We start from the raw sequence: 20,667 nt of genomic DNA, 5'->3' as shown, positions 1-20,667 counted from the left end.
AACGTAATTAGTATCTGTAAGTTTCGGTTCTAAGCAGCCCGCGTGAAACAGTTCACCTTTCGCCGTGCCTGCCACCGCGCAATCCGGTTAATTTCTTCCCCTGCCCATCCGTTCCCCTGTGTACATCCGGCCGCCGTGCGCTGCCCGCCGACGTTCGCGGAGCAGCCGGCCCGACTTCACCAGACACTGGCAGGAACACCCCATGACGGACGCCTTCGAACTCCCGCTCTCGCTGGTCCAGGCCCTCGCGCAACGCGCCGCGCAGACCCCGGACAAGATAGCCCTGCGCTTTCTGGCCGATGCGCCCGGCGAGCAGGCCGTGCTCAGCTACCGGGACCTGGACCGCCGCGCGCGCACCATCGCCGCTGCCTTGCAGGCCCGCGCAGGGTTCGGCGACCGTGCGGTGCTGCTGTTCCCCAGCGGCCCGGACTATGTCGCGGCGTTCTTTGGCTGCCTGTATGCCGGCGTCATTGCCGTGCCGGCGTATCCCCCAGAGTCCACGCGCCACCATCACCAGCAACGCCTGCTGTCGATCATCGACGATGCCGAGCCGCGCCTGCTGCTGACCGTGGCCGCGCTGCACGACAGCTTGCAGGGCCTGGACGCGCTGGCGGCGGGCAATGCCCCCGCGCTGCTGGCGGTGGATGGCCTTGACCCGGCCCTGGCCGATGCCTGGCAAGAGCCTGCCCTGGCCGGCGATGACATCGCCTTCCTCCAGTACACCTCAGGCTCCACCGCGCTGCCCAAGGGCGTGCAGGTCAGCCATGGCAACCTGGTGGCCAACGAGCAGTTGATCCGTCACGGTTTCGGCATCGATGTGAACCCCGACGACGTCATCGTCAGCTGGCTGCCGCTGTACCACGACATGGGCCTGATCGGCGGCCTGCTGCAGCCGATCTTCAGCGGCGTGCCCTGCGTGCTGATGTCGCCTGGCTACTTCCTCGCCCGGCCACTGCGCTGGCTGCAGGCAATCAGCGATTACGGCGGCACCATCAGCGGCGGCCCCGACTTCGCCTACCGCCTGTGCAGCGAGCGGGTCAGCGAGGCCTCCCTGGCGGGGCTTGACCTGCGCCGCTGGCGCGTGGCCTATTCCGGCTCCGAACCGATCCGCCAGGACAGCCTGGCGACCTTCGCCGACAAGTTCCAGGCCTGTGGCTTCGACCCGCACAGCTTCTTCGCCAGTTACGGCCTTGCCGAGGCGACCCTGTTCGTCAGCGGCAGCCGACGCGGCCAGGGCATCGGCGCGCTGGAGGTGGATGCCGAGGCCTTCGCCGCCAACCGCGCCGAACCTGGTAGCGGCAGTGTGCTGATGAGCTGTGGCTACCCGCAGCCAGGGCATGCGGTGCGCATTGTCGAGCCGCAGCGCCTGGAAGTGCTGGGCGACAACTTGGTTGGTGAGGTCTGGGCGGGCGGCCCGAGCATCGCCCTGGGCTACTGGCGCAACCCCGAGGCCAGCGCCCGCACTTTCGTCGAAATGGACGGCCAGACCTGGCTGCGCACCGGCGACCTGGGTTTTATGCGCGATGGCGAAGTGTTCGTTACCGGGCGCTTGAAAGACATGCTCATCGTCCGCGGCCAGAACCTCTACCCGCAAGACCTGGAAAAAACCCTGGAGCGCGAAGTCGATGTGCTGCGCAAAGGCCGCGTAGCGGTGTTTGCCGTGGACCATCAGGGCGAGGAGGGCATCGGCGTGGCGGTGGAAGTCAGCCGCAATGTGCAAAAAGCCGTCGAGCCCCAGGGGCTGATCAAGACCTTGCGCCAGGTCATCGCCGACGCCTGCCGCCAGGCGCCGGCCGTGGTCCTGTTACTCAACCCGGGCGCACTGCCCAAGACCTCCAGCGGCAAGCTCCAGCGCTCGGCCTGCCGCCAGCGCATGGACGATGGCAGCCTGGACTGTTACGCGCGCTTCCCGGAGGCCAGCGAGCAGCACCCAAGCGGCGCGCCGGCCGACGACCTGCAGGCGCGCATCGCCGCCGTGTGGCGTGATGTGCTCAAGGTCGAAGCCGTGGCGGCGGACGATCACTTCCTGCTGCTGGGCGGCAACTCCATCGCGGCCACCCAAGCCACGGCGCGCCTGGCCGATGAGCTGGGCATCAACCTGGGCCTGCGCACCCTGTTCGAAGCCCCGCTGCTGGGTGAGTACAGCGCCGCTGTGGCGGCGATCGTTGCCGAAGGAGGGGCACAATCGGCCGGCATCGCCACCCTCGAGCGTGACCAGTCGCTGCCGCAATCACTGGCACAGAACCGCCTGTGGCTGCTCTGGCAACTTGAGCCGCAATCGGCGGCCTACAACATTCCGGCCGGCCTGCACCTGCGCGGTGAGCTGGACGTCGTTGCACTGGAGGCGACCTTCCAGGCCCTGGTCGCGCGCCATGAATCCTTGCGCACGGTCTTCAGCGAAGAGGACGGCCAGGCCCGGCAGCGGATCCTGGCACAGCAGCCGTTCAGCCTGCATCGGCTGGACCTCGAAGGCCAGGCGCCCGCGCAGGTTGCAGCATGCCGCGAGGAAGAGGCCCAGCAGCCGTTCGACCTTGGCCGAGGCCCCTTGCTGCGCGTGACCCTGGCGCGCCTGGACGATGACGAGCATCAGCTGTGGGTGACCCTGCACCACATCGTCGCCGATGGCTGGTCGCTGAACATTCTGCTCGACGAATTCGCCAGGCTGTACGCTGCGCACTGCCAAGGCCATGCAGCCGACCTGGCGCCCCTGCCGCTGGGTTACGCCGACTACGGCACCTGGCAGCGGCAATGGCTGGCCGACGGTGAAGCCGAACGCCAGTTGCACTACTGGAAGGCCAAGCTGGGCGATGCGCTGCCGGTGCTCGACCTGTGCACCGACCAGCCCCGCGCCAGCCAGCGTGACAAACGTGCGGCACGTTACAACCTGAAAGTGCCGGCCAAACTGACCGAGGCGCTCAAGGGCCTGGCCCGCGAGCAGCAGGCGAGCCTGTTCATGGTGCTGCTGGCCGGCTGGCAAGGTGTGCTGCACCGCTACAGCGGCCAGGCAGACATCCGTGTCGGCGTGCCCAATGCCAACCGCCCGCGCCTGGAAACCCAGGGCCTGGTCGGCTTCTTCATCAACAGCCAGGTGCTGCGTGCGCAGCTGCATGGCCGCTTGCCCTTCGAGCAACTGCTGGCCCAGGCACGCCAAGCCACCCTCGAGGCCCAGGCCAACCAGGACCTGCCTTTCGAGCAGCTCCTCGAAGCCCTGCCAGAAGCCCGCGAACAGGGCCTGTTCCAGGTCATGTTCAACCATCAGCAACGCGACCTTTCGGCCTTGCGCCGCTTGCCTGGCCTGCTTGCCGAAGAGCTGCCCTGGCACAGCCGCGAAGCCAAGTTCGACCTGCAGCTGCATAGCGAAGAGGACCATCAAGGCCGCCTGACGCTGGCCTTCGACTATGCCGCCGAGCTGTTCGAGGCCAGTACCGTCAAGCGCCTGGCCGCGCACCTGCTGGCGTTGCTGGAGCAGGTCTGCGCCCAGCCGCATTTGGCGCTGGGCGAGGTGCAACTGCTCGATGAGCACAGCCGCGCGCAGGTGCTCGGCTGGGGCCAGGCAGCCGCCGCGGCGCCCGAGCGCCTGCTGGTCGAACAGCTCAACGAGCAGGCTCGGCTGACCCCACAGCGCATTGCGCTGGCCTGGCAGGGTGGCAGCCTCGACTATGCCGAGCTGCACCAGCAGGCCAACCGCCTTGCCCATTACCTGCGTGACAAAGGCGTTGGCCCCGACACCTGCGTGGCCATCGCCGTCGAGCGCTCGCCGCAGTTGCTGGTCGGCCTGCTGGCCATCCTCAAGGCCGGCGGCGCCTACGTGCCGCTGGACGTGGACTACCCGGCCGAGCGCCTGGCCTACATGCTCGGCGACTGCAACGCCAGCCTGCTGCTGAGCCACAGCGCCTTGCTGGGCAAGCTGCCGCAGGTCGAAGGTGTCAGCGCCATCGCCCTGGACCAGCTGCACCTGGACAGCTGGCCCAGCCAAGCCCCAGGCCTGCACCTGCACGGCGACAACCTGGCCTATGTGATCTACACCTCGGGTTCCACCGGCCAGCCCAAGGGCGTGGGTAATACCCATGCCGCCCTGGCCGAACGCCTGCAGTGGATGCAAACCACCTATGCGCTGAACGACGCTGATGTGCTGATGCAAAAAGCGCCTATCAGCTTCGACGTCTCGGTGTGGGAGTGCTTCTGGCCGCTGATCACCGGCTGCAAGCTGGTGCTGGCTGGCCCCGGCGAACACCGTGACCCCCAACGCATCGCTGCGCTGGTGCAGCAGCATGGCGTGACCACGCTGCACTTCGTGCCGCCGTTGTTGCAAGTGTTTGTGCAGGAGCCGCAGGCCGCAGCCTGCACCAGCCTGCGCCGGCTGTTCTCCGGGGGTGAGGCATTGTCCGCGACCCTGCGTGACCGTGTGCTGCAAGTGCTGCCCCAGGTGCAGTTGCACAACCGCTACGGCCCGACCGAAACCGCCATCAACGTCACCCACTGGCACTGTCAGGCCGAAGACGGCGAGCGTTCGCCGATTGGCCGCCCGCTGGGCAACGTGCTGTGCCGCGTGCTGGACGATGAGCTGGAACTGACTGCCCCGGGCGTGCCGGGTGAGTTGTACCTGGGCGGCGCGGGCCTGGCCCGTGGCTACCTGGGCCGCCCGGGCCTCACCGCCGAGCGCTTCGTGCCCCAGGCCGATGGTGACGGCCAGCGCCTGTACCGCAGTGGCGACCGTGCCCGCTGGCAAACCCAGCTCCAGGCGCTGGAATACCTCGGGCGCCTCGATCAGCAGGTGAAGGTTCGCGGTTTTCGCGTCGAGCCTGAAGAGGTTCAGGCGTGCCTGTTGGCGCAGCCTGGTGTCGAGCAGGCGCTGGTGCTGATCCACAAGGATGCGCTGGGTGCACAGCTGGTCGGCTACTACAGCGGCGCGGCCGAGCCTGCCACCCTGTTGGCCGCTCTGGCCGAGCAGCTGCCGGCCTACATGGTGCCGGCGCAACTGATCGCGCTGGCGCACATGCCCTTGGGCCCGAGCGGCAAGGTCGATCGCAAGGCGCTGCCAGCCCCTGTGTGGCAGCAGCGCGAGCATGTGGCGCCGCAGAGTGCGTTGCAGCAACAGGTGGCGGCGATCTGGTGTGAGGTCTTGAACCTGCCGCGTGTCGGCCTGCAGGACGACTTCTTCGCCCTCGGCGGCCATTCGTTGCTCGCCACCCAGATCGTTTCGCGAACCCGCCAGGCGTGCGATGTCGAACTGCCGCTCAAAGTCCTGTTCGAAGCCAGCGAGCTGGGCGCCTTCTGCGCCGAGATCACGCGCATCCGAGATGCCGGCGAGCGTAACCTGCAAGGCGAGATCGCCCGCGTCGACCGCCGCCAGGCCGTGCCGTTGTCGTACTCGCAACAGCGCATGTGGTTCCTCTGGCAGATGGAGCCAGACAGCCCCGCCTACAACGTCGGCGGCATGGCGCGCCTGCGTGGCACCCTGCACGTGGACGCCTTCGAGCGTGCGCTGCAGGCCCTGATCGTGCGCCACGAAACCCTGCGCACCACCTTCCCCAGCATCGACGGCGCAGCGTACCAGTGCGTGGCCGAAGACAGCGGCTTGCAGCTTGGCTGGCACGACTTCAGCACCTTGCCCGCCGAGGCCCGCGAGCAACGCCTGCAACAGCTGGCAGACGACCAGGCGCACCAGCCGTTCGACCTGGAGCGCGGGCCACTGCTGCGCGCCTGCCTGGTCAAGGCCCAGGAGCGTGAGCACTACTTTGTGCTGACCTTGCACCACATCGTCACCGAAGGCTGGGCCATGGACATCTTCGCCCGCGAGCTTGGCGAGCTGTACGAAGCCTTCGTCGATGATCGCGAGTCGCCCCTGGCGCCGCTGCCGGTGCAATACCTGGATTACAGCGTGTGGCAGCGGCACTGGCTGGAAAGCGGCGAAGGCGCGCGCCAGTTGGCCTACTGGAAAGCCCGCCTGGGCGATGAGCACCCGGTGCTGGCATTGCCCACCGATCGCCCGCGCCCGGCAGTGCAGAGCCACCGTGGCGAGCTGTACCGCTTCGAGCTCGACCCGGCGCTGGTGGCCCGTGTGCATGCCTTCAACAGCCAGCGTGGGCTGACCCTGTTCATGACCATGACGGCCACCCTGGCGGCCTTGCTGCACCGCTACAGCGGCCAGCGTGACCTGCGCATCGGTGCCCCGGTGGCCAACCGCATCCGCCCGGAAAGCGAGGGGCTGATCGGCGCCTTCCTCAACACCCAGGTACTGCGTTGCGAGCTGGACGGCCACATGACCGCCGCCGCACTGCTGGAGCAGATGCGCCAGGCCGCCATCGAAGGCCAGTCGCACCAGGACCTGCCGTTCGACCAGTTGGTCGAAGCCCTGCAACCGCCGCGCAGCAGCGCCTACAACCCGCTGTTCCAGGTGATGTGCAACGTCCAGCGCTGGGCGTTCCAGCAAAGCCGGGAGCTGGCCGGCATGCAGGTCGACTACCTGGTCAACGACGCCAGCGCCACCAAGTTCGACCTGTACTTGGAAGTCACTGACCTCGATGGCCGCCTGGGCTGCTGCCTGACCTACAGCCGTGACCTGTTCGACGCGCCGCGCATCGCGCGCATGGCTGAACACTGGCAGCAACTGCTGGCCGGCCTGTTGGACGACCCGCAACAGCGCCTGTGCGAGCTGCCGATGCTGAGCCCCGACGAGCAACAGGTGCTGGTTGGCCAGTTGCAGGGCGCGCAGCATGGCGCGCTCGACCAGACCTTGCACGGCCTGTTCGCCGCCCAAGCTTCACGCACGCCGCACGCGCTGGCGCTGACCTTCGCCGGCCAGCACCTGAGCTACGCCGAGCTGGACCAGCAGGCCAACCGCCTGGCCCGCGCCCTGCGCGAGCGCGGGGTCGGCCCGCAGGTGCGCGTCGGCCTGGCCCTGGAACGTTCGCTGGAAATGGTCATCGGCTTGCTGGCCATCCTCAAGGCGGGCGGTGCCTATGTGCCGCTCGACCCGGAGTACCCGCTCGACCGCTTGCGCTACATGATCGAAGACAGCCGTATTGGCCTGCTGCTCGGCCAGCGCGCGCTGCTAGAAACCCTTGGCGAGCTGCCTGAAGGTGTGGCCCGCTGGAGCCTGGAAGACGATGCGTCCAGCTTGTCGGCCTTCAGCGATGCCGCGCTGGATAACCTCAACCTGCCGCAACATCAGGCCTATCTGATCTACACCTCGGGCTCGACCGGCAAGCCCAAGGGCGTGGTGGTCAGCCACGGTGAAATCGCCATGCATTGCCAGGCTGTGATCGAGGCCTTCGGCATGCGCAGCGACGACTGCGAGCTGCACTTCTATTCGATCAACTTCGACGCCGCCAGCGAGCGCCTGCTGACGCCGCTGCTGTGCGGTGCCCGCGTGGTGATCCGCGCCCAAGGCCAGTGGGGCGCTGAAGAGATCTGCCAACTGGTGCGTGAGCAGCAGGTGAGTATCCTTGGCTTCACCCCAAGCTACGGCAGCCAGTTGGCCCAGTACCTGGCAGGGCTGGGCGAGCAGCTGCCGGTGCGCCTGGTGATCACCGGCGGTGAAGCGTTGACCGGCGAGCACCTGCAGCGCATTCGCCAGGCGTTCGCGCCGCAGCAGTTCTTCAATGCCTACGGCCCGACCGAAACCGTGGTCATGCCGCTGGCCTGCCTGGCCCCGCAAACGCTGTCGGCCGACATGGGCAGCGTGCCGATCGGCCGGGTGATTGGCGCCCGCAGCGCCTACATCCTCGACGAAGACCTGGCCCTGTTGCCACAAGGCGGTATCGGCGAGCTGTATGTCGGCGGTGCCGGCCTGGCCCAGGGGTATCACGACCGCCCGGGGCTGAGCGCCGAGCGCTTCGTCGCCGACCCGTTCTGTGCCGAGGGTGGCCGGCTGTACCGCACTGGTGACCTGGTCCGCCTGGGCACCGATGGCTTGGTCGAGTACGTCGGCCGTGCCGACCAGCAGGTGAAGATTCGCGGCTTCCGTATCGAGCTGGGCGAAATCGAAAGCCGCCTGCAGGCGTATGCAGAGGTCGATGAGGCCGTGGTGCTGGCCCTCGACCTGCCGGGTGGCAAGCAACTGGTTGGCTACCTGGTGTGCAAGCAGGCCGGTGCCGGCAGTGAGGCTCAGGCCGTGCTGCGCGAAGCGGTCAAGGCCGATGCCCGCCAGCACCTGCCGGACTACATGGTGCCCGCTCACCTGGTCCTGCTCGACAGCTTGCCGCTGATGGGCAACGGCAAACTCGACCGCCGCGCACTGCCGTTGCCGGACCTGGAGCAGGCGCGCCAGCATTACCAGGCGCCGAGCAATGAGGTGGAAGCGCAGCTGGCGCAGGTGTGGTGCGATGTGCTCAACCTTCCCCGCGTTGGTGTGCAGGACAATTTCTTCGAACTGGGTGGCGACTCGATCCTGTCGATCCAGGTGGTCAGCCGTGCCCGCCAGTTGGGCCTGCAGTTCACCCCGCGCGATCTGTTCCAGCACCAGACCATCCAGACCTTGGCCACCGTGGCTAGCCTGAGCGCCGCGCCAACTGGCATCGAGCAAGGCCTGCGCCAGGGGCACAGCGGCCTGACGCCGATCCAGCACTGGTTCTTCGACAGCGAGGTGGCCCAGCCTCAGCACTGGAACCAGGCAGTGCTGCTGCAGGCGCGCCAGCCACTGGACGCTGCGGCACTGGAGCAGGCCCTGGTCGCGCTGGTGCAGCACCATGACAGCCTGCGCCTGCGTTTCAGCCAGGCCAGTGGCCGCTGGCAGGCCGAGTACGCCCAGCCTGCCCCTCAGCAGTTGCTGTGGGCCGCGACAGTCGCCGACTTCGATGACTGCCAGGCGTTGTACACCGACCTGCAGCGCAGCCTCGACCTGGAACAAGGCCCGCTGCTGCGCGCCTTGCTGGTGGCGGACGGGCAGGGCAGCCAACGCCTGCTGCTGGCCATCCATCACCTGGTGGTCGACGGTGTGTCCTGGCGTGTGCTGCTCGAAGACTTGCAGGCGCTGTACCGTGGCCAGCCGCTGGCGGCCAAGACCCATGCCATGAGCGACTGGGCTGCGCGCCTGGCCAGCTATGCCGGCAGCGACTCGCTGCGCGACGAGCTGGACTGGTGGCACGGCCAGCTTGGCGCTGTGCGCCACGAACTGCCGTGTGATCACCCGCAGGGTGGCAACCTGCACCGCCACGCCCGGACCCTGGCCATCGGCCTCGATGCAGAACAGACCCGCCAGTTGCTGCAACAGGCGCCGGCGGCCTACCACACCCAGGTCAACGACCTGCTGCTGACGGCCCTGGCCCGTACCTTGTGCCGCTGGAGTGGTGACGCTGAAGTGCTGGTGCAGCTTGAAGGCCACGGCCGCGACGGGCTGTTCGAAGACATGGACCTGACCCGCAGCGTGGGCTGGTTCACCAATGCCTACCCGCTGAGCCTGCGCCCGGTGCTGGGTGAAGACGAGGCCGCGCGCGCCAGCTCGATCAAACGGGTCAAGGAGCAACTGCGCCAGGTGCCGCACAAAGGCCAGGGCTATGGCGTGCTGCGCTACCTGGCCGACGAGGCCGGGCGTGAACGCATGGCCGCGCTGCCGCAGGCACGCATCACCTTCAACTACCTGGGGCAGTTCGACCAGCAGTTTGACGTCGACGCGCTGTTCCAGCCGCTGGACGCCGCGGCGGGCCTGGCCCATGACCTCGATGCAGCGCTGCCCAACTGGCTGAGTGTCGACGGCCAGGTCTATGCCGGCGCCCTGCAGTTGCGCTGGACCTACAGCAGCGAACGCTACGATGAGCAGACCATCGCCACCCTGGCCGAAGGCTACCGCCAGGAGCTGCTGGCGCTGGTCAGCCATTGTCTTGCGGACGGCAGCGGCAGCTTCACGCCGTCTGACTTCCCGTTGGCGCACCTGACCCAGGAGCAGATCGACAGTTTGCCGGTCGCCGCCGCCGAGATCGACGACGTCTACCCGCTGACGCCGATGCAGGAAGGCATGCTGCTGCACACCCTGCTGGAGCCGGGCACCGGCATCTACTACATGCAGGACCGTTACCGCATCAACAGTGCGCTCGACCCCGACCGCTTCGCCCAGGCCTGGCAGGCGGTGGTGGCGCGGCATGAGGCACTGCGCGCATCGTTCAGCTGGAACGCCGGCGAGGCGATGCTGCAGATCATCCACAAGCCAGGCAAGACTGCCGTGGATTATCAGGACTGGCGCGGCCTCGACGACAGCGCCCAGGAAGGGCGCCTGCAAAGCCTGCACAAACAGGAGCGCGAGGCCGGTTTTGACTTGCTCTGTGAAGCACCCTTCCACCTGCGCCTGGTGCGGGTTGCCGATGCGCGCTACTGGTTCATGATGAGCAATCACCACATCCTGATCGATGCCTGGTGCCGCTCGTTGCTGATGAACGACTTCTTCGAGGTCTACCAGGCCCTTGGCGAAGGCCGCCAGGCCCAGCTGCCGGTGCCGCCCCGTTACCGCGACTACATCAGCTGGCTGCAACGCCAGGACCTGGACGAGGCACGCCAGTGGTGGCAGGCCAACCTGGCCGGCTTCGAGCGGGCCACCGCGGTCCCCAGTGACCGCCCGTTGCGCCACGACCACGCCGGTGACGGGATGGTCGTCGGCGACTGCTACACCCGTCTGCAGGTCAGTGACGGGGTGCGCTTGCGTGAACTGGCCCAGGCCCATCAGCTGACCATCAACACCTTCGCCCAGGCGGCCTGGGCCCTGGTGCTGGCGCGCTACAGCGGCGACCGCGACGTGGCCTTTGGGGTCACTGTGGCCGGGCGCCCGGTGAGCATGCCGCAGATGCAGCGCACCGTCGGGCTGTTCATCAACAGCATCGCCTTGCGCGTGCAACTGCCAGCGGCAGGCGAGCGCCGCAGTGTACGCAGCTGGCTGCAAGGCTTGCTCGAGCACAACATGCAAGTGCGCGAATATGAGTACCTGCCGTTGGTGGCGATTCAGGAATGCAGCGAGCTGCCCAAGGGCCAGCCGCTGTTCAACAGCCTGTTCGTGTTCGAGAACGCGCCGGTGGAAACTGCGGTGCTCGACCATGCCCAGCACCTCAACGCCAGCTCGGACTCGGGCCGTACCCACACCAACTTCCCGTTGACGGCGGTGTGCTATCCGGGTGATGACCTGGGCCTGCACCTGTCGTTCGACCAGCGCTACTTTGACTACCCGACTGTCGAGCGCTTGCTGGCCGAATTCAAGCGCCTGTTGCTGGCACTGGTAGAGGGTTTTGAAGGGGAGGTCAGTGACCTGCCGCTGCTGGGTGCCGAAGAGCAGCGTTTCCTGTTGGAAGACTGTAACCGCACCGAGCATGCCTATGCCCTGGAGCAGAGCTATGTCGAGCAGTTCGAGGCGCAGGTCGCCGCCCACCCGCAGCGTACCGTGGCACGCTGCCTGGAAGCGTCCTATGACTACGCCGGCCTGAACCTGGCGGCCAACCGCCTGGGCCATGCCTTGATCGGCGCGGGCGTCAGCGTCGATCAGCCGGTTGCGCTGCTGGCAGAGCGCAGTTTGCCGTTGCTGGGCATGATCGTCGGCAGCTTCAAGGCCGGTGCCGGTTACCTGCCGCTGGACCCGGGCCTGCCGGCCGCACGCCTGCAGCGCATCGTCGAACTCAGCCGCACGCCAGTGCTGGTGTGCAGCGCCGCTTGCGCCGAGCAGGGTCGCCAATTGCTGGATGAACTGGGTGGCGTGGCACGGCCGAAGCTGCTGGTGTGGGAAGACATCCAGGCCAGCAACATCGCCAGCCACAACCCCGGTATTCACAGCGGGCCCGACAACCTCGCCTACGTCATCTACACCTCGGGCTCCACCGGGTTGCCCAAAGGTGTGATGGTCGAGCAGCGCGGCATGCTCAACAACCAGCTGAGCAAGGTGCCTTACCTGGCCCTGAGCGAACAAGACGTGATTGCCCAGACCGCGTCGCAGAGCTTCGATATTTCGGTCTGGCAGTTCCTTGCCGCACCTTTGTTCGGCGCCAGGCTGGAGATCGTGCCGAATGCCATCGCCCATGACCCGCAGGGCCTGCTGGCGCATGTGCAGGCCACCGGCATCACCGTGCTGGAGAGCGTCCCGTCGCTGATCCAGGGCATGCTGGCCAACGATCATCAAAGCCTCGATGGCCTGCGCTGGATGCTGCCGACCGGCGAGGCGATGCCGCCGGAGCTGGCCGCGCAATGGCTGCAGCGTTACCCGGCGATCGGCCTGGTCAATGCCTACGGCCCGGCGGAGTGTTCGGACGATGTGGCGTTCTTCCGCGTCGATGTCGAGTCGACCCGCGGCAGCTACCTGCCGATTGGTACGCCGACCGACAACAACCGCCTGTACCTGTTCGGCGAGGACCAGACCTTGGTGCCATTGGGCGCGGTCGGCGAGCTGTGTGTCGCCGGCACCGGTGTGGGCCGTGGTTATGTCGGTGACCCTGTGCGGACGGCCATGGCCTTCATCCCGCACCCGCATGGTGCACCGGGCGAGCGCCTGTACCGCACTGGCGACCTGGCGCGGCAACGTCCGGACGGTGTGCTGGAATACGTGGGCCGCATCGATCATCAGGTGAAGATCCGTGGCTACCGCATCGAGCTGGGCGAGATCGAAGCGCGCCTGCACGAGCAGCCAGAGTTGCGCGATGCCGCGGTGAGCGTGCAGGAGGGCGTCAACGGCAAGCACCTGGTCGGCTACCTGGTGGCGCATCAGGGCGTCAGCGCCGATGCGGCGTTACTCGAACAGGTCAAGCAGCGCCTGCGCGCTGCGCTGCCGGAGTACATGGTGCCCTTGCACTGGGGCTGGTTCGACAGCCTGCCGCACAACGCAAACGGCAAGCTCGACCGCAAGGCGCTGCCGGCCATTGACATCGGTGGCCAGCACAGCCAGGCCTATGAGGCGCCGCGTGACGAGCTGGAAACGGTGCTGGCAGGCATCTGGGCCGACGTGCTCAAGGCCGAACGGGTGGGGGTGCACGACAACTTCTTCGAGCTGGGCGGGCATTCATTGCTGGCGACGCAGATTGCCTCGCGGGTGCAGAAGCAATTGCAGCTCAATGTGCCGCTGCGGGCGATGTTCGAGTGCAGCACCGTGGCGGAATTGGCGGTGTACGTGCAGGGGCTGCAGGGCAGTGCGCTGGATGATGACAAGGTTGACCGGCTTAGTGACCTGATGGCGGAGCTGGAGGGGTTGTAGGGGTTTTGGGTAGGCCGTGAGTTTTGTTGGGCGGCGCAGATCGAGCGCCGCCCGCGCGGCGCTTCGCGGGGCAAGTCGGATCGCCGCACCGCCGCTCCCACATCTGTTTCGGGCCAGTGAGGCCTGTGCTATTGGCGCGCGACCGCCTTGTTTGTCCGACGCGATATTGAGGCGGGCACCAAGGGGCCGCGCGCCAATGCCTCAGGAATAACTGGCCCGAAACAGATGTGGGAGCGGCGGTGCGGCGATCCGACTTGCCCCGCGAAGCGCCGCGCGGGCGGCGCTCGATCTGCGCCGCCACCTAATACCCACGGCATGCACTACCGCTTGCCGAGTATCTTCCCCAGCATCTCCGGCCTTGGCGCCCCTTGCTGGCTCTGCAGGTTGCCCTGCTCATCCTGATAGAAGATCGCCGGGGTTGCTTGCAACCCCATTTCCTCCATCAACGCCATGTTCCCTTCCAGCTGCTTCTGCACCGCCTCTGGCACCTTCTCCAGCGCCTTGAGCGAACTGGCCTTGCCGGCCTTCTCGTGCTGTGCCAGCGCCTTGGCCGGGTCCTTGGCCGCCAGCAACGCCGCCGACTTGCCCGGGCTGTCCTCGCGAATGATACCGACCATGATATGGCGCAATTGCACCTTGCCCGATTCCACCCATGGCCGCGCCTGCTGCCAGAACATATTGCAGTACGGGCAGTTGGGGTCGCTGAACAGGTAGACGATGCGCGGCGCATCGGCCTTGCCATCGGCGATCCAGGCGGTTTTTTCCATCTTCGCCCAGATGGCCTTGCTCATCGGCCCGTAGACCAGCTTGTCCAACGGAGCGGCGCTGAGGTCCTGGCCTTGTTCGTCGAACAGGCTGCCGACCAGCACATGCTTGCCGTCAGGTGTCAGGTACAGGGCGATGCCGTTGTTCTGGTACTCGGCGGCATAACCGCGCAGGCCATCGGGGGCATCGAAGCTGCCCTTGATCACGGCCCCCTTGGCTTGCAGTTGCTGGATCGCCTTGGGCAGCGCTTCTTCGGCGTGCAGCAGCGGGGCGGCCAGCAGGGCCAGGGACAGGGGCAGCAGTGCAGTCAATCGCATGTCAGTTTCCTTGTGCGGCAGGGGTGGGCGCGGCGGCCCGGTCGAAAGGTTCCAGGGCGTGGCGCAGGCTGGCCCGTGACAGCTCGCCTAGGTGGCTGTCGATCAGCCGCCCGTTACTGTCGTAGAACAGCGTGGTAGGCAGGGCCATCGAGCCGACCCGCTGGGCCAGTTGGCCGGCGCCGTCGAACAGCACGTGGGTCAGGCTCAGGCCGGTGGTGGCGAGGAAAGTGCTGACGTTCTCGGGCGTCTCACCCTGGTTGACGAAGAGGAAGGTTACGTGGGGGTAGTCACCTTGGGCCTGTTGCAGCACCGGCATTTCGCGCCGGCAGGGCGGGCACCAGGTGGCCCAGATGTTGATGACCAGTGGCTTGCCACGGTAGCTGTGCAGCGCCACGGGCTGCCCGCCGGCGTTGCGCAGGCTCAGCTCAGGCAGCTCGGTGCCTTTGCTGTACAGGTGGCCGCCCAGACTGCTGAGGCCCCAGAACAGCGCACCGCTGAACAAGGCCCAACCCAGAGGACGGCGCAGGCCCGGGTGTCGCCAGCCTTGCCAGAGCGCGCCGAGCACGATGCCGGCAAGGCCGGACCAGAACAGGAAGCCGCCGTCGCGGATGTCGATGACTTGCACCAGGTCATCGCGGTACATCGGCCAGTAGGCCACGACGAAGCCCAGGCGCGCGCACAGCACGCCAATCAGAAACAGGTTGAAGAGTGCCGACTCCGGGCTTTCGCCGCCGCGGCGGGCGACCCACCAGCCGACCACACTGGCGATCACCAGGGCAGTGAGCATCAGCAGGTGGTTGAGGGCCATGGTCAATGGCCCGAGGGTTACGGTCAGCATCAGCCTTGGCTCCTGGTCTGGGTCCAGTGTTGCAGGAACGCGGCAGCATCCACTTCACCGGTGATGCGTCGCGCACGGCGTTCGTCGCCTTCCGGGCCGACCCAGATGATGCTGGGCGGGCCGGGTACCTGGTAGCGTTGCAGCAGTGCCTGGCTGGCCGGGGTGTTGGCGGTGACGTCCAGGCGCAGCAGGTGCACGCCCGCCAGGCTGGTGTGTACGTCGGCGCGGGCGAACACCTTCTTTTCCATGACCTTGCACGACACGCACCAGTCGGCATAGTAGTCGAGCATCACCCATTGGCCACGGGCCTTGGCGGCGTCCAGCTCACGTTGCAGGTCTTCGGGGCGGCTGACGGTCACGAATGCATCCTCTGCCGGTTGCACCGCCGCAGGCCCGCTACCCCCGGCGAACGGCCGCAAGGGTTGCCAGAGGTCATCGCCCCCGGCCGCCGCACCGACCAGCAACAGCCCGCCCCACAGCGCGCCCAGCAAAGGCAGCGCGCGCAGCGCAGGCATACGCTGCAGGGCCGGCCACGCGGCCCAGGCCAGGGCGATCAGCCAGGCGCCGCTCAGGGCCAGCAGCAGGGCCTGTGGCAGCAGGCTGCGCAGGGTATACAGGGCCATGGCCAGGAACACGAAGCCGAACACGCCCTTGACCAGGTTCATCCACGCACCTGGGCGCGGCAGGTAGCGATTGCCCAGCGTGACCAGCAACAGCAGCGGCACGCCCATGCCCAGGCCAAGGCTGAACAGCACCAGCGCGCCCTGCAGCACGTCGCCGCTCTGGGCGATGTACAGCAGCGCCCCGGCCAGCGGTGCGGTCATGCACGGGCCGAGCAGCAGGCCGGAGAGCGCCCCGAGCAGCGCGGCACCGTACAGGTTGCCGCCACGTGTACCTTGCCCGGCGCGGTCGAGACGGTCGCGCAGGGCGGCGGGTAGCTGCAACTCGAAGGCGCCGAACATCGGCAGCGCCAGCACCACGAACAATGCCGCCAGGCTGCCCAGCAGCCAGGGTTGCTGCAACCAGGCCTGCAGGCTGGCGCCGAGCAGCGCCGCCACCACGCCCAGGGCGGCATATACCAAGGCCATGCTCAGCACGTACACCCCGGCCAGCAACCAGCCGCGTCGGGCGCTGGCGCCATTGCCGAGCACCAGCCCGGCGAGAATCGGCAGCATCGGCAGCGAGCAGGGGGTGAAGGCCAGCAGCAGGCCAAGGCCGAAGAAGGCCAGCAGGCCCCACGCCAGGTTGCCCTGCTGCAGGTTGCTGGCCAGGGCCTGGTCGCTGGCCTGATCGGCGGCCGGGGCCACGCTGCCACCCAGGTCGATGGCGGTGGTCTGCGGCGGGTAGCACAGGCCGGCGTCGGCACAGCCCTGCCAGCCCAGGCGCAACTGGCCTTTTGCGTTGGCAGGGATCAGCAGTTCGAGCTGGTCGCGGTACACCGCACTGTCACCGAAGAATTCGTCATGGTGGTTGAGCGCCGGTGGCAACTGCGGCTGCTGCTCGGCGGGCAGGCCGTCGAACTTCAGGCGCTTCTGGTAGAGGTAGTAGCCTTGCTTGATCTGGAAGAATAGACGCATCTGGCCATCGGCCTGGCGGTCATGGCTCAGCACAAAGGCCTGGTTGACCGGCAGGAAGTCGGGTTTGACGTCGAACGGATTGGCTTGCAGGGGGCCGGCCAGCAGCAGTGTCAGGAACAGAAAGAGGGCACGCATGTCTTCGCCTTGGCAGTACGTTGAAGTGGGCCATGCTGGCCTGGGTCGATTAACCCAAGGTTAACCCGGTCCTACATCCCCCCAAACGCACGCGCCAGGTCCATAATCTTCACTTAATCCACCCGTGGTGCAGTATCTGCCTCACCCAACCCGGAGCTCCACCATGCACGTTCTGCTCTGCGAGGACGATGACCTGATCGCCAGCGGCATCTGCGCCGGCCTCACCGCCCAGGGCTTGACCGTGGACCGGGTCGCCAATGCTGCGGGTGCACGGGCGATGCTCCAGGCGGCGCAGTTCGATGTGATGATCCTCGACCTCGGCCTGCCCGATGAAGACGGCCTCAAGCTGCTGCGGCGCCTGCGTCAGCAGGGCGAGAGCCTGCCGGTGCTGGTGCTCACGGCACGCGATGCGGTCACCGACCGGGTCGATGGCCTGCAGGCCGGCGCCGACGACTACCTGCTCAAGCCGTTCGACCTGCGGGAGCTGGCGGCGCGCCTGCACACCTTGCTGCGCCGTGTGGCCGGGCGGGCGGTGAATGCCATCGAGCACGGCCCGCTGCGTTATGACCCCAGCAGCTGCGAAGCGACCCTGGCCGGCCAGCCGGTCGACCTTTCCCGCCGTGAGCAGGCGCTGCTCCAGGCGCTGCTGCAGAACCCAGGGCGGGTGCTGTCCAGCGAACAGTTGAAAGATTGCGTGTACGGCTTCAGTGACGAGGTCGAGAGTAACGCCCTCAATGTGCATATTCACCATTTGCGCCGCAAGCTCGGTAACAGCATCGTCGAAACCGTGCGTGGCCTGGGCTACCGGCTTGGCCCTGCGCAGGCACCGAAGGAGGTCGCGCCATGAGCCTGCGGGTACGCCTGAGCCTGATCCTGGGCAGTGCCTTCGTGATCATCTGGGTACTGGCTGCCGCATGGATGCTGCGCGACCTGCGCCAGCAGATGATGTTTTCCCTCGACCAGCGCCTGGTGGCTTCGGCGCGCATGGTTGCCGGGCTGATCGACCAGTTGCCGCAACCATTGGCGGCCAAGGGCGAGGATGCGCATTTTTCCGCCGACCAGTTCAGCGTGCCGGACGGCATGGCCTGCCAGGTGAGTTCACTGCGGGGCGAGATCCTGGCCAGCAACCACAAGCATGACGGGGCCATGGATGATCAGCGCAGCGGCTTCCGTGACCAGACCATCGACGACGCGTTGTGGCGTACGTTTACCTACAACCACGGTGATGTGCGCATCACCACCGCCGACCGCCACATGGAGCGCGAGGCCCTGAACCAGTCGATCCTGCTGGCAGCCTCGGCCCCGGTGCTGATGGCGTTGCTCGGCAGCCTCGGCCTGTTGTGGATCGGCCTGGGCAAGGGCCTGGAGCCGCTCAATAGAATGCGCGACGCCCTGCGTCGGCGGCGTGCCGACAGTGTCGAGCCGTTGCAGGTGGCCGGTATGCCCAGCGAGCTGCAACCGCTGCTGGAAACCCAGAACCAGTTGTTCCTGCGCATTGCCCAGACCCTCGAACGCGAGCGGCGCCTGACCGATGACGCCGCGCATGAATTGCGCAGCCCGCTGACGGCGATCAAGACCCACCTGCAGGTGGCGCGCATGACCGATGGCGCGGTGCGCGAGCAGGCGCTGGAGCATGCCGAACAAGGTGCCGACCGCATGCACCGCACGCTGGAGCAACTGCTGATGCTGGCGCGTGTCGAGGGCAGCCTGTCGTTCGAGGATGGCGTGCAGTGCAGCGCCGAGCAGGTCGCCCGGCAGGCGGTGCAGGATGCCGGCGGCGGCGACAACCGGCGGATCGTGCTGCGCCTGCCCGAGCAGGCCACGCAGATCTACCTGGGCATGCCCGCGCCGCTGGCGGTCGCGGCCTTGCGCAACCTGCTGGACAACGCCTTGCGCCACGGTGGCGAAAGCGCGGTGGAGCTGGAAGTGCAGATGGCTGACGGCCAGGTGGGCTTCATGGTGCGTGACCACGGGCCGGGGATTGCCGACGACGACTTGCAGCACCTGACCGAGCGGTTCTGGCGCAATGGCCAGAGTGGCGGGTGTGGGCTGGGCTTGGCGATCGTCCAGGCGATTGTTCAGCGTTGCGCCGGCACCTTGCGTTTCGACAGCCGCAGCGATGGCTTGCGCGTGCTGTTGCAGGTGCCGGCGCGCTCGGGTCGTTGATTTTCCTGGCTTGGTGAACCAGATACAATCCCCAGGCATCACAACCCTGTACAAAAATCCCGCAGCAACCGCTAAATCCTCCCGGCGCTTAAGCGTTTCCCAAGCGACAACTACCCGCACACATCTGCTTACAGGGGCGTGGCGGGGCACTTTCGCTTGCTTGCGAGGATCTACCATGTCGACCGCTACCCGCCTTGCCCAGGTCTTGCCGGCCAGTGCGCCGCAACCCCTGTACGAGTTCACCGATTCGCCGCTGCTGCAACGCCAGCAGCAACAGGAATCCAACGCCCGCAGCTACCCACGGCGCATTCCACTGGTGCTCAAGCGCGCCCGTGGCATCCATGTCGAGGATGTCGAAGGCCGCCAGTTCATCGACTGCCTGGCCGGCGCCGGCACTTTGGCCCTGGGCCATAACCACCCGGTGGTAATCGAGGCGATCCAGCAAGTGCTGGCCGACGAACTGCCGCTGCACACCCTCGACCTGACCACGCCGGTCAAGGACCGCTTTGTCCAGGACCTGTTCGGCGTACTGCCCGAGGCGCTGCGCCGGGAAGCCAAGGTGCAGTTCTGCGGCCCGACCGGCACCGATGCCGTTGAAGCGGCGCTCAAATTGGTGCGTGGCGCCACCGGGCGCAGCACCGTGCTGGCCTTCCAGGGCGCCTACCATGGCATGAGCCAGGGCGCGCTGAGCCTGATGGGCAGCCACGGGCCGAAACAGCCGCTGGGTGCCCTGCTGGGCAACGGTGTGCAGTTCATGCCGTACCCCTACGACTACCGTTGCCCGTTCGGCCTGGGTGGCGAAGCCGGGGTCAAGGCCAACCTGCATTACCTGGAGAACCTGCTGCTCGACCCTGAAAGCGGCGTGCCTCTGCCGGCAGCGGTGATCCTCGAAGTGGTGCAGGGCGAAGGTGGCGTGGTGCCCGCCGATATCGCGTGGCTCAAGGGCGTGCGACGGATCACCGAGCAAGCCGGCGTGGCGCTGATTGTCGACGAGATCCAGAGTGGCTTCGCCCGCACCGGGCGGATGTTCGCCTTCGAGCATGCCGGTATCGTGCCGGACGTGGTGACCTTGTCCAAGGCCATCGGCGGCAGCCTGCCGCTGGCGGTGGTGGTGTACCGCGACTGGCTGGACACCTGGAAGCCAGGCGCCCATGCCGGCACCTTCCGTGGCAACCAGATGGCCATGGCCGCAGGCTCGGCGGTGATCCATTACTTGGTCGAGCATCGCCTGGCCGAGCACGCCGAGGCCATGGGCCAGCGCCTGCGCCAGCACTTGCTGCACCTGCAGCGGGATTATCCGCAGTTGGGCGATATCCGGGGCCGTGGGCTGATGCTCGGGGTAGAGCTGGTCGACCCGCACGGCCTACGCGATGCCCTGGGGCACCCTGTTGCCAACCGCGAGTTGGCGCCCAAGGTTCAGCGTGAATGCCTCAAGCGTGGCCTGATCCTGGAGTTGGGTGGGCGCCACGGTGCAGTGGTGCGCTTCCTGCCCCCGCTGATTATCAGTGGCGAGCAGATCGACGAGGTGGCGCAGCGGTTTGCCGAGGCCCTGAAAGCAGCGGTCTGACACATGCCGGGGCCGCGTTGCGGCCCCGGCCAAGGTGGGCCCGTTGACACCCTGCAGGGTGAAAGGGCAGGCGGGTGGGGGTGGCCATGCGGGCGTCCTCTTGCAAGCGGGTTTCTCTAGAAGCGAGCCGACGCCGCCGCAAATTA

General features: G+C 67.1%; 7 protein-coding genes. 4 read left to right on the top strand and 3 right to left on the bottom strand.

Translation table 11 applies throughout. From position 1 onward, the window contains the following. Positions 1 to 202 precede the first annotated feature (202 nt). A complete protein-coding gene (locus CKW22_RS02310) occupies positions 203 to 13,156 on the top strand; it encodes a non-ribosomal peptide synthetase (protein ID WP_095063699.1) in 12,954 nt (4,317 codons plus the stop codon). 320 nt (positions 13,157 to 13,476) lie between these two features. On the opposite strand, the gene dsbG is transcribed toward CKW22_RS02310, so the two are convergent. The 3 genes from dsbG to dsbD are packed head-to-tail and all read right to left on the bottom strand — an operon-like array spanning position 13,477 to position 16,788. Beyond that, a complete protein-coding gene (gene dsbG, locus CKW22_RS02305) occupies positions 13,477 to 14,238 on the bottom strand; it encodes a thiol:disulfide interchange protein DsbG (protein ID WP_033699327.1) in 762 nt (253 codons plus the stop codon). Position 14,239: 1 nt separating this feature from the next. Beyond that, positions 14,240 to 15,076 carry a TlpA family protein disulfide reductase gene (locus CKW22_RS02300; protein ID WP_047581301.1) on the bottom strand — a complete coding sequence of 279 codons (837 nt, stop codon included), beginning with the start codon at positions 15,074 to 15,076 and terminating at the stop codon, positions 14,240 to 14,242. After that, positions 15,076 to 16,788 carry a protein-disulfide reductase DsbD gene (gene dsbD / locus CKW22_RS02295; RefSeq protein WP_047581299.1) on the bottom strand — a complete coding sequence of 571 codons (1,713 nt, stop codon included), beginning with the start codon at positions 16,786 to 16,788 and terminating at the stop codon, positions 15,076 to 15,078. The genes CKW22_RS02300 and dsbD overlap by 1 nt, the downstream gene beginning before the upstream one ends. Before the next feature lie 163 nt (positions 16,789 to 16,951). On the opposite strand from dsbD, the gene CKW22_RS02290 reads away from it, so the two are divergent. The 3 genes from CKW22_RS02290 to CKW22_RS02280 all read left to right on the top strand — a co-directional run bounded on the left by CKW22_RS02290 (position 16,952) and on the right by CKW22_RS02280 (position 20,521). After that, a complete protein-coding gene (locus CKW22_RS02290; RefSeq protein WP_033699321.1) occupies positions 16,952 to 17,635 on the top strand; it encodes a response regulator transcription factor in 684 nt (227 codons plus the stop codon). Then, a complete protein-coding gene (locus tag CKW22_RS02285) occupies positions 17,632 to 18,954 on the top strand; it encodes an ATP-binding protein (protein ID WP_033699320.1) in 1,323 nt (440 codons plus the stop codon). Before CKW22_RS02290 ends, CKW22_RS02285 begins: the two co-directional genes overlap by 4 nt. A 175-nt stretch (positions 18,955 to 19,129) precedes the next feature. Beyond that, on the top strand, positions 19,130 to 20,521 hold the full coding sequence (locus CKW22_RS02280) for an aspartate aminotransferase family protein (RefSeq protein WP_095063698.1): 1,392 nt from the start codon (positions 19,130 to 19,132) through the stop codon (positions 20,519 to 20,521). The last annotated feature ends 146 nt before the right edge of the window (positions 20,522 to 20,667 follow it).

Origin of the sequence: Pseudomonas sp. Irchel s3f19 (assembly GCF_900187555.1) — a bacterium.
Lineage (GTDB): Bacteria > Pseudomonadota > Gammaproteobacteria > Pseudomonadales > Pseudomonadaceae > Aquipseudomonas > Aquipseudomonas capeferrum.
The sequence above is the reverse complement of the archived record's forward strand: the minus strand, read 5'-3'. Positions and strand labels throughout refer to the sequence as shown.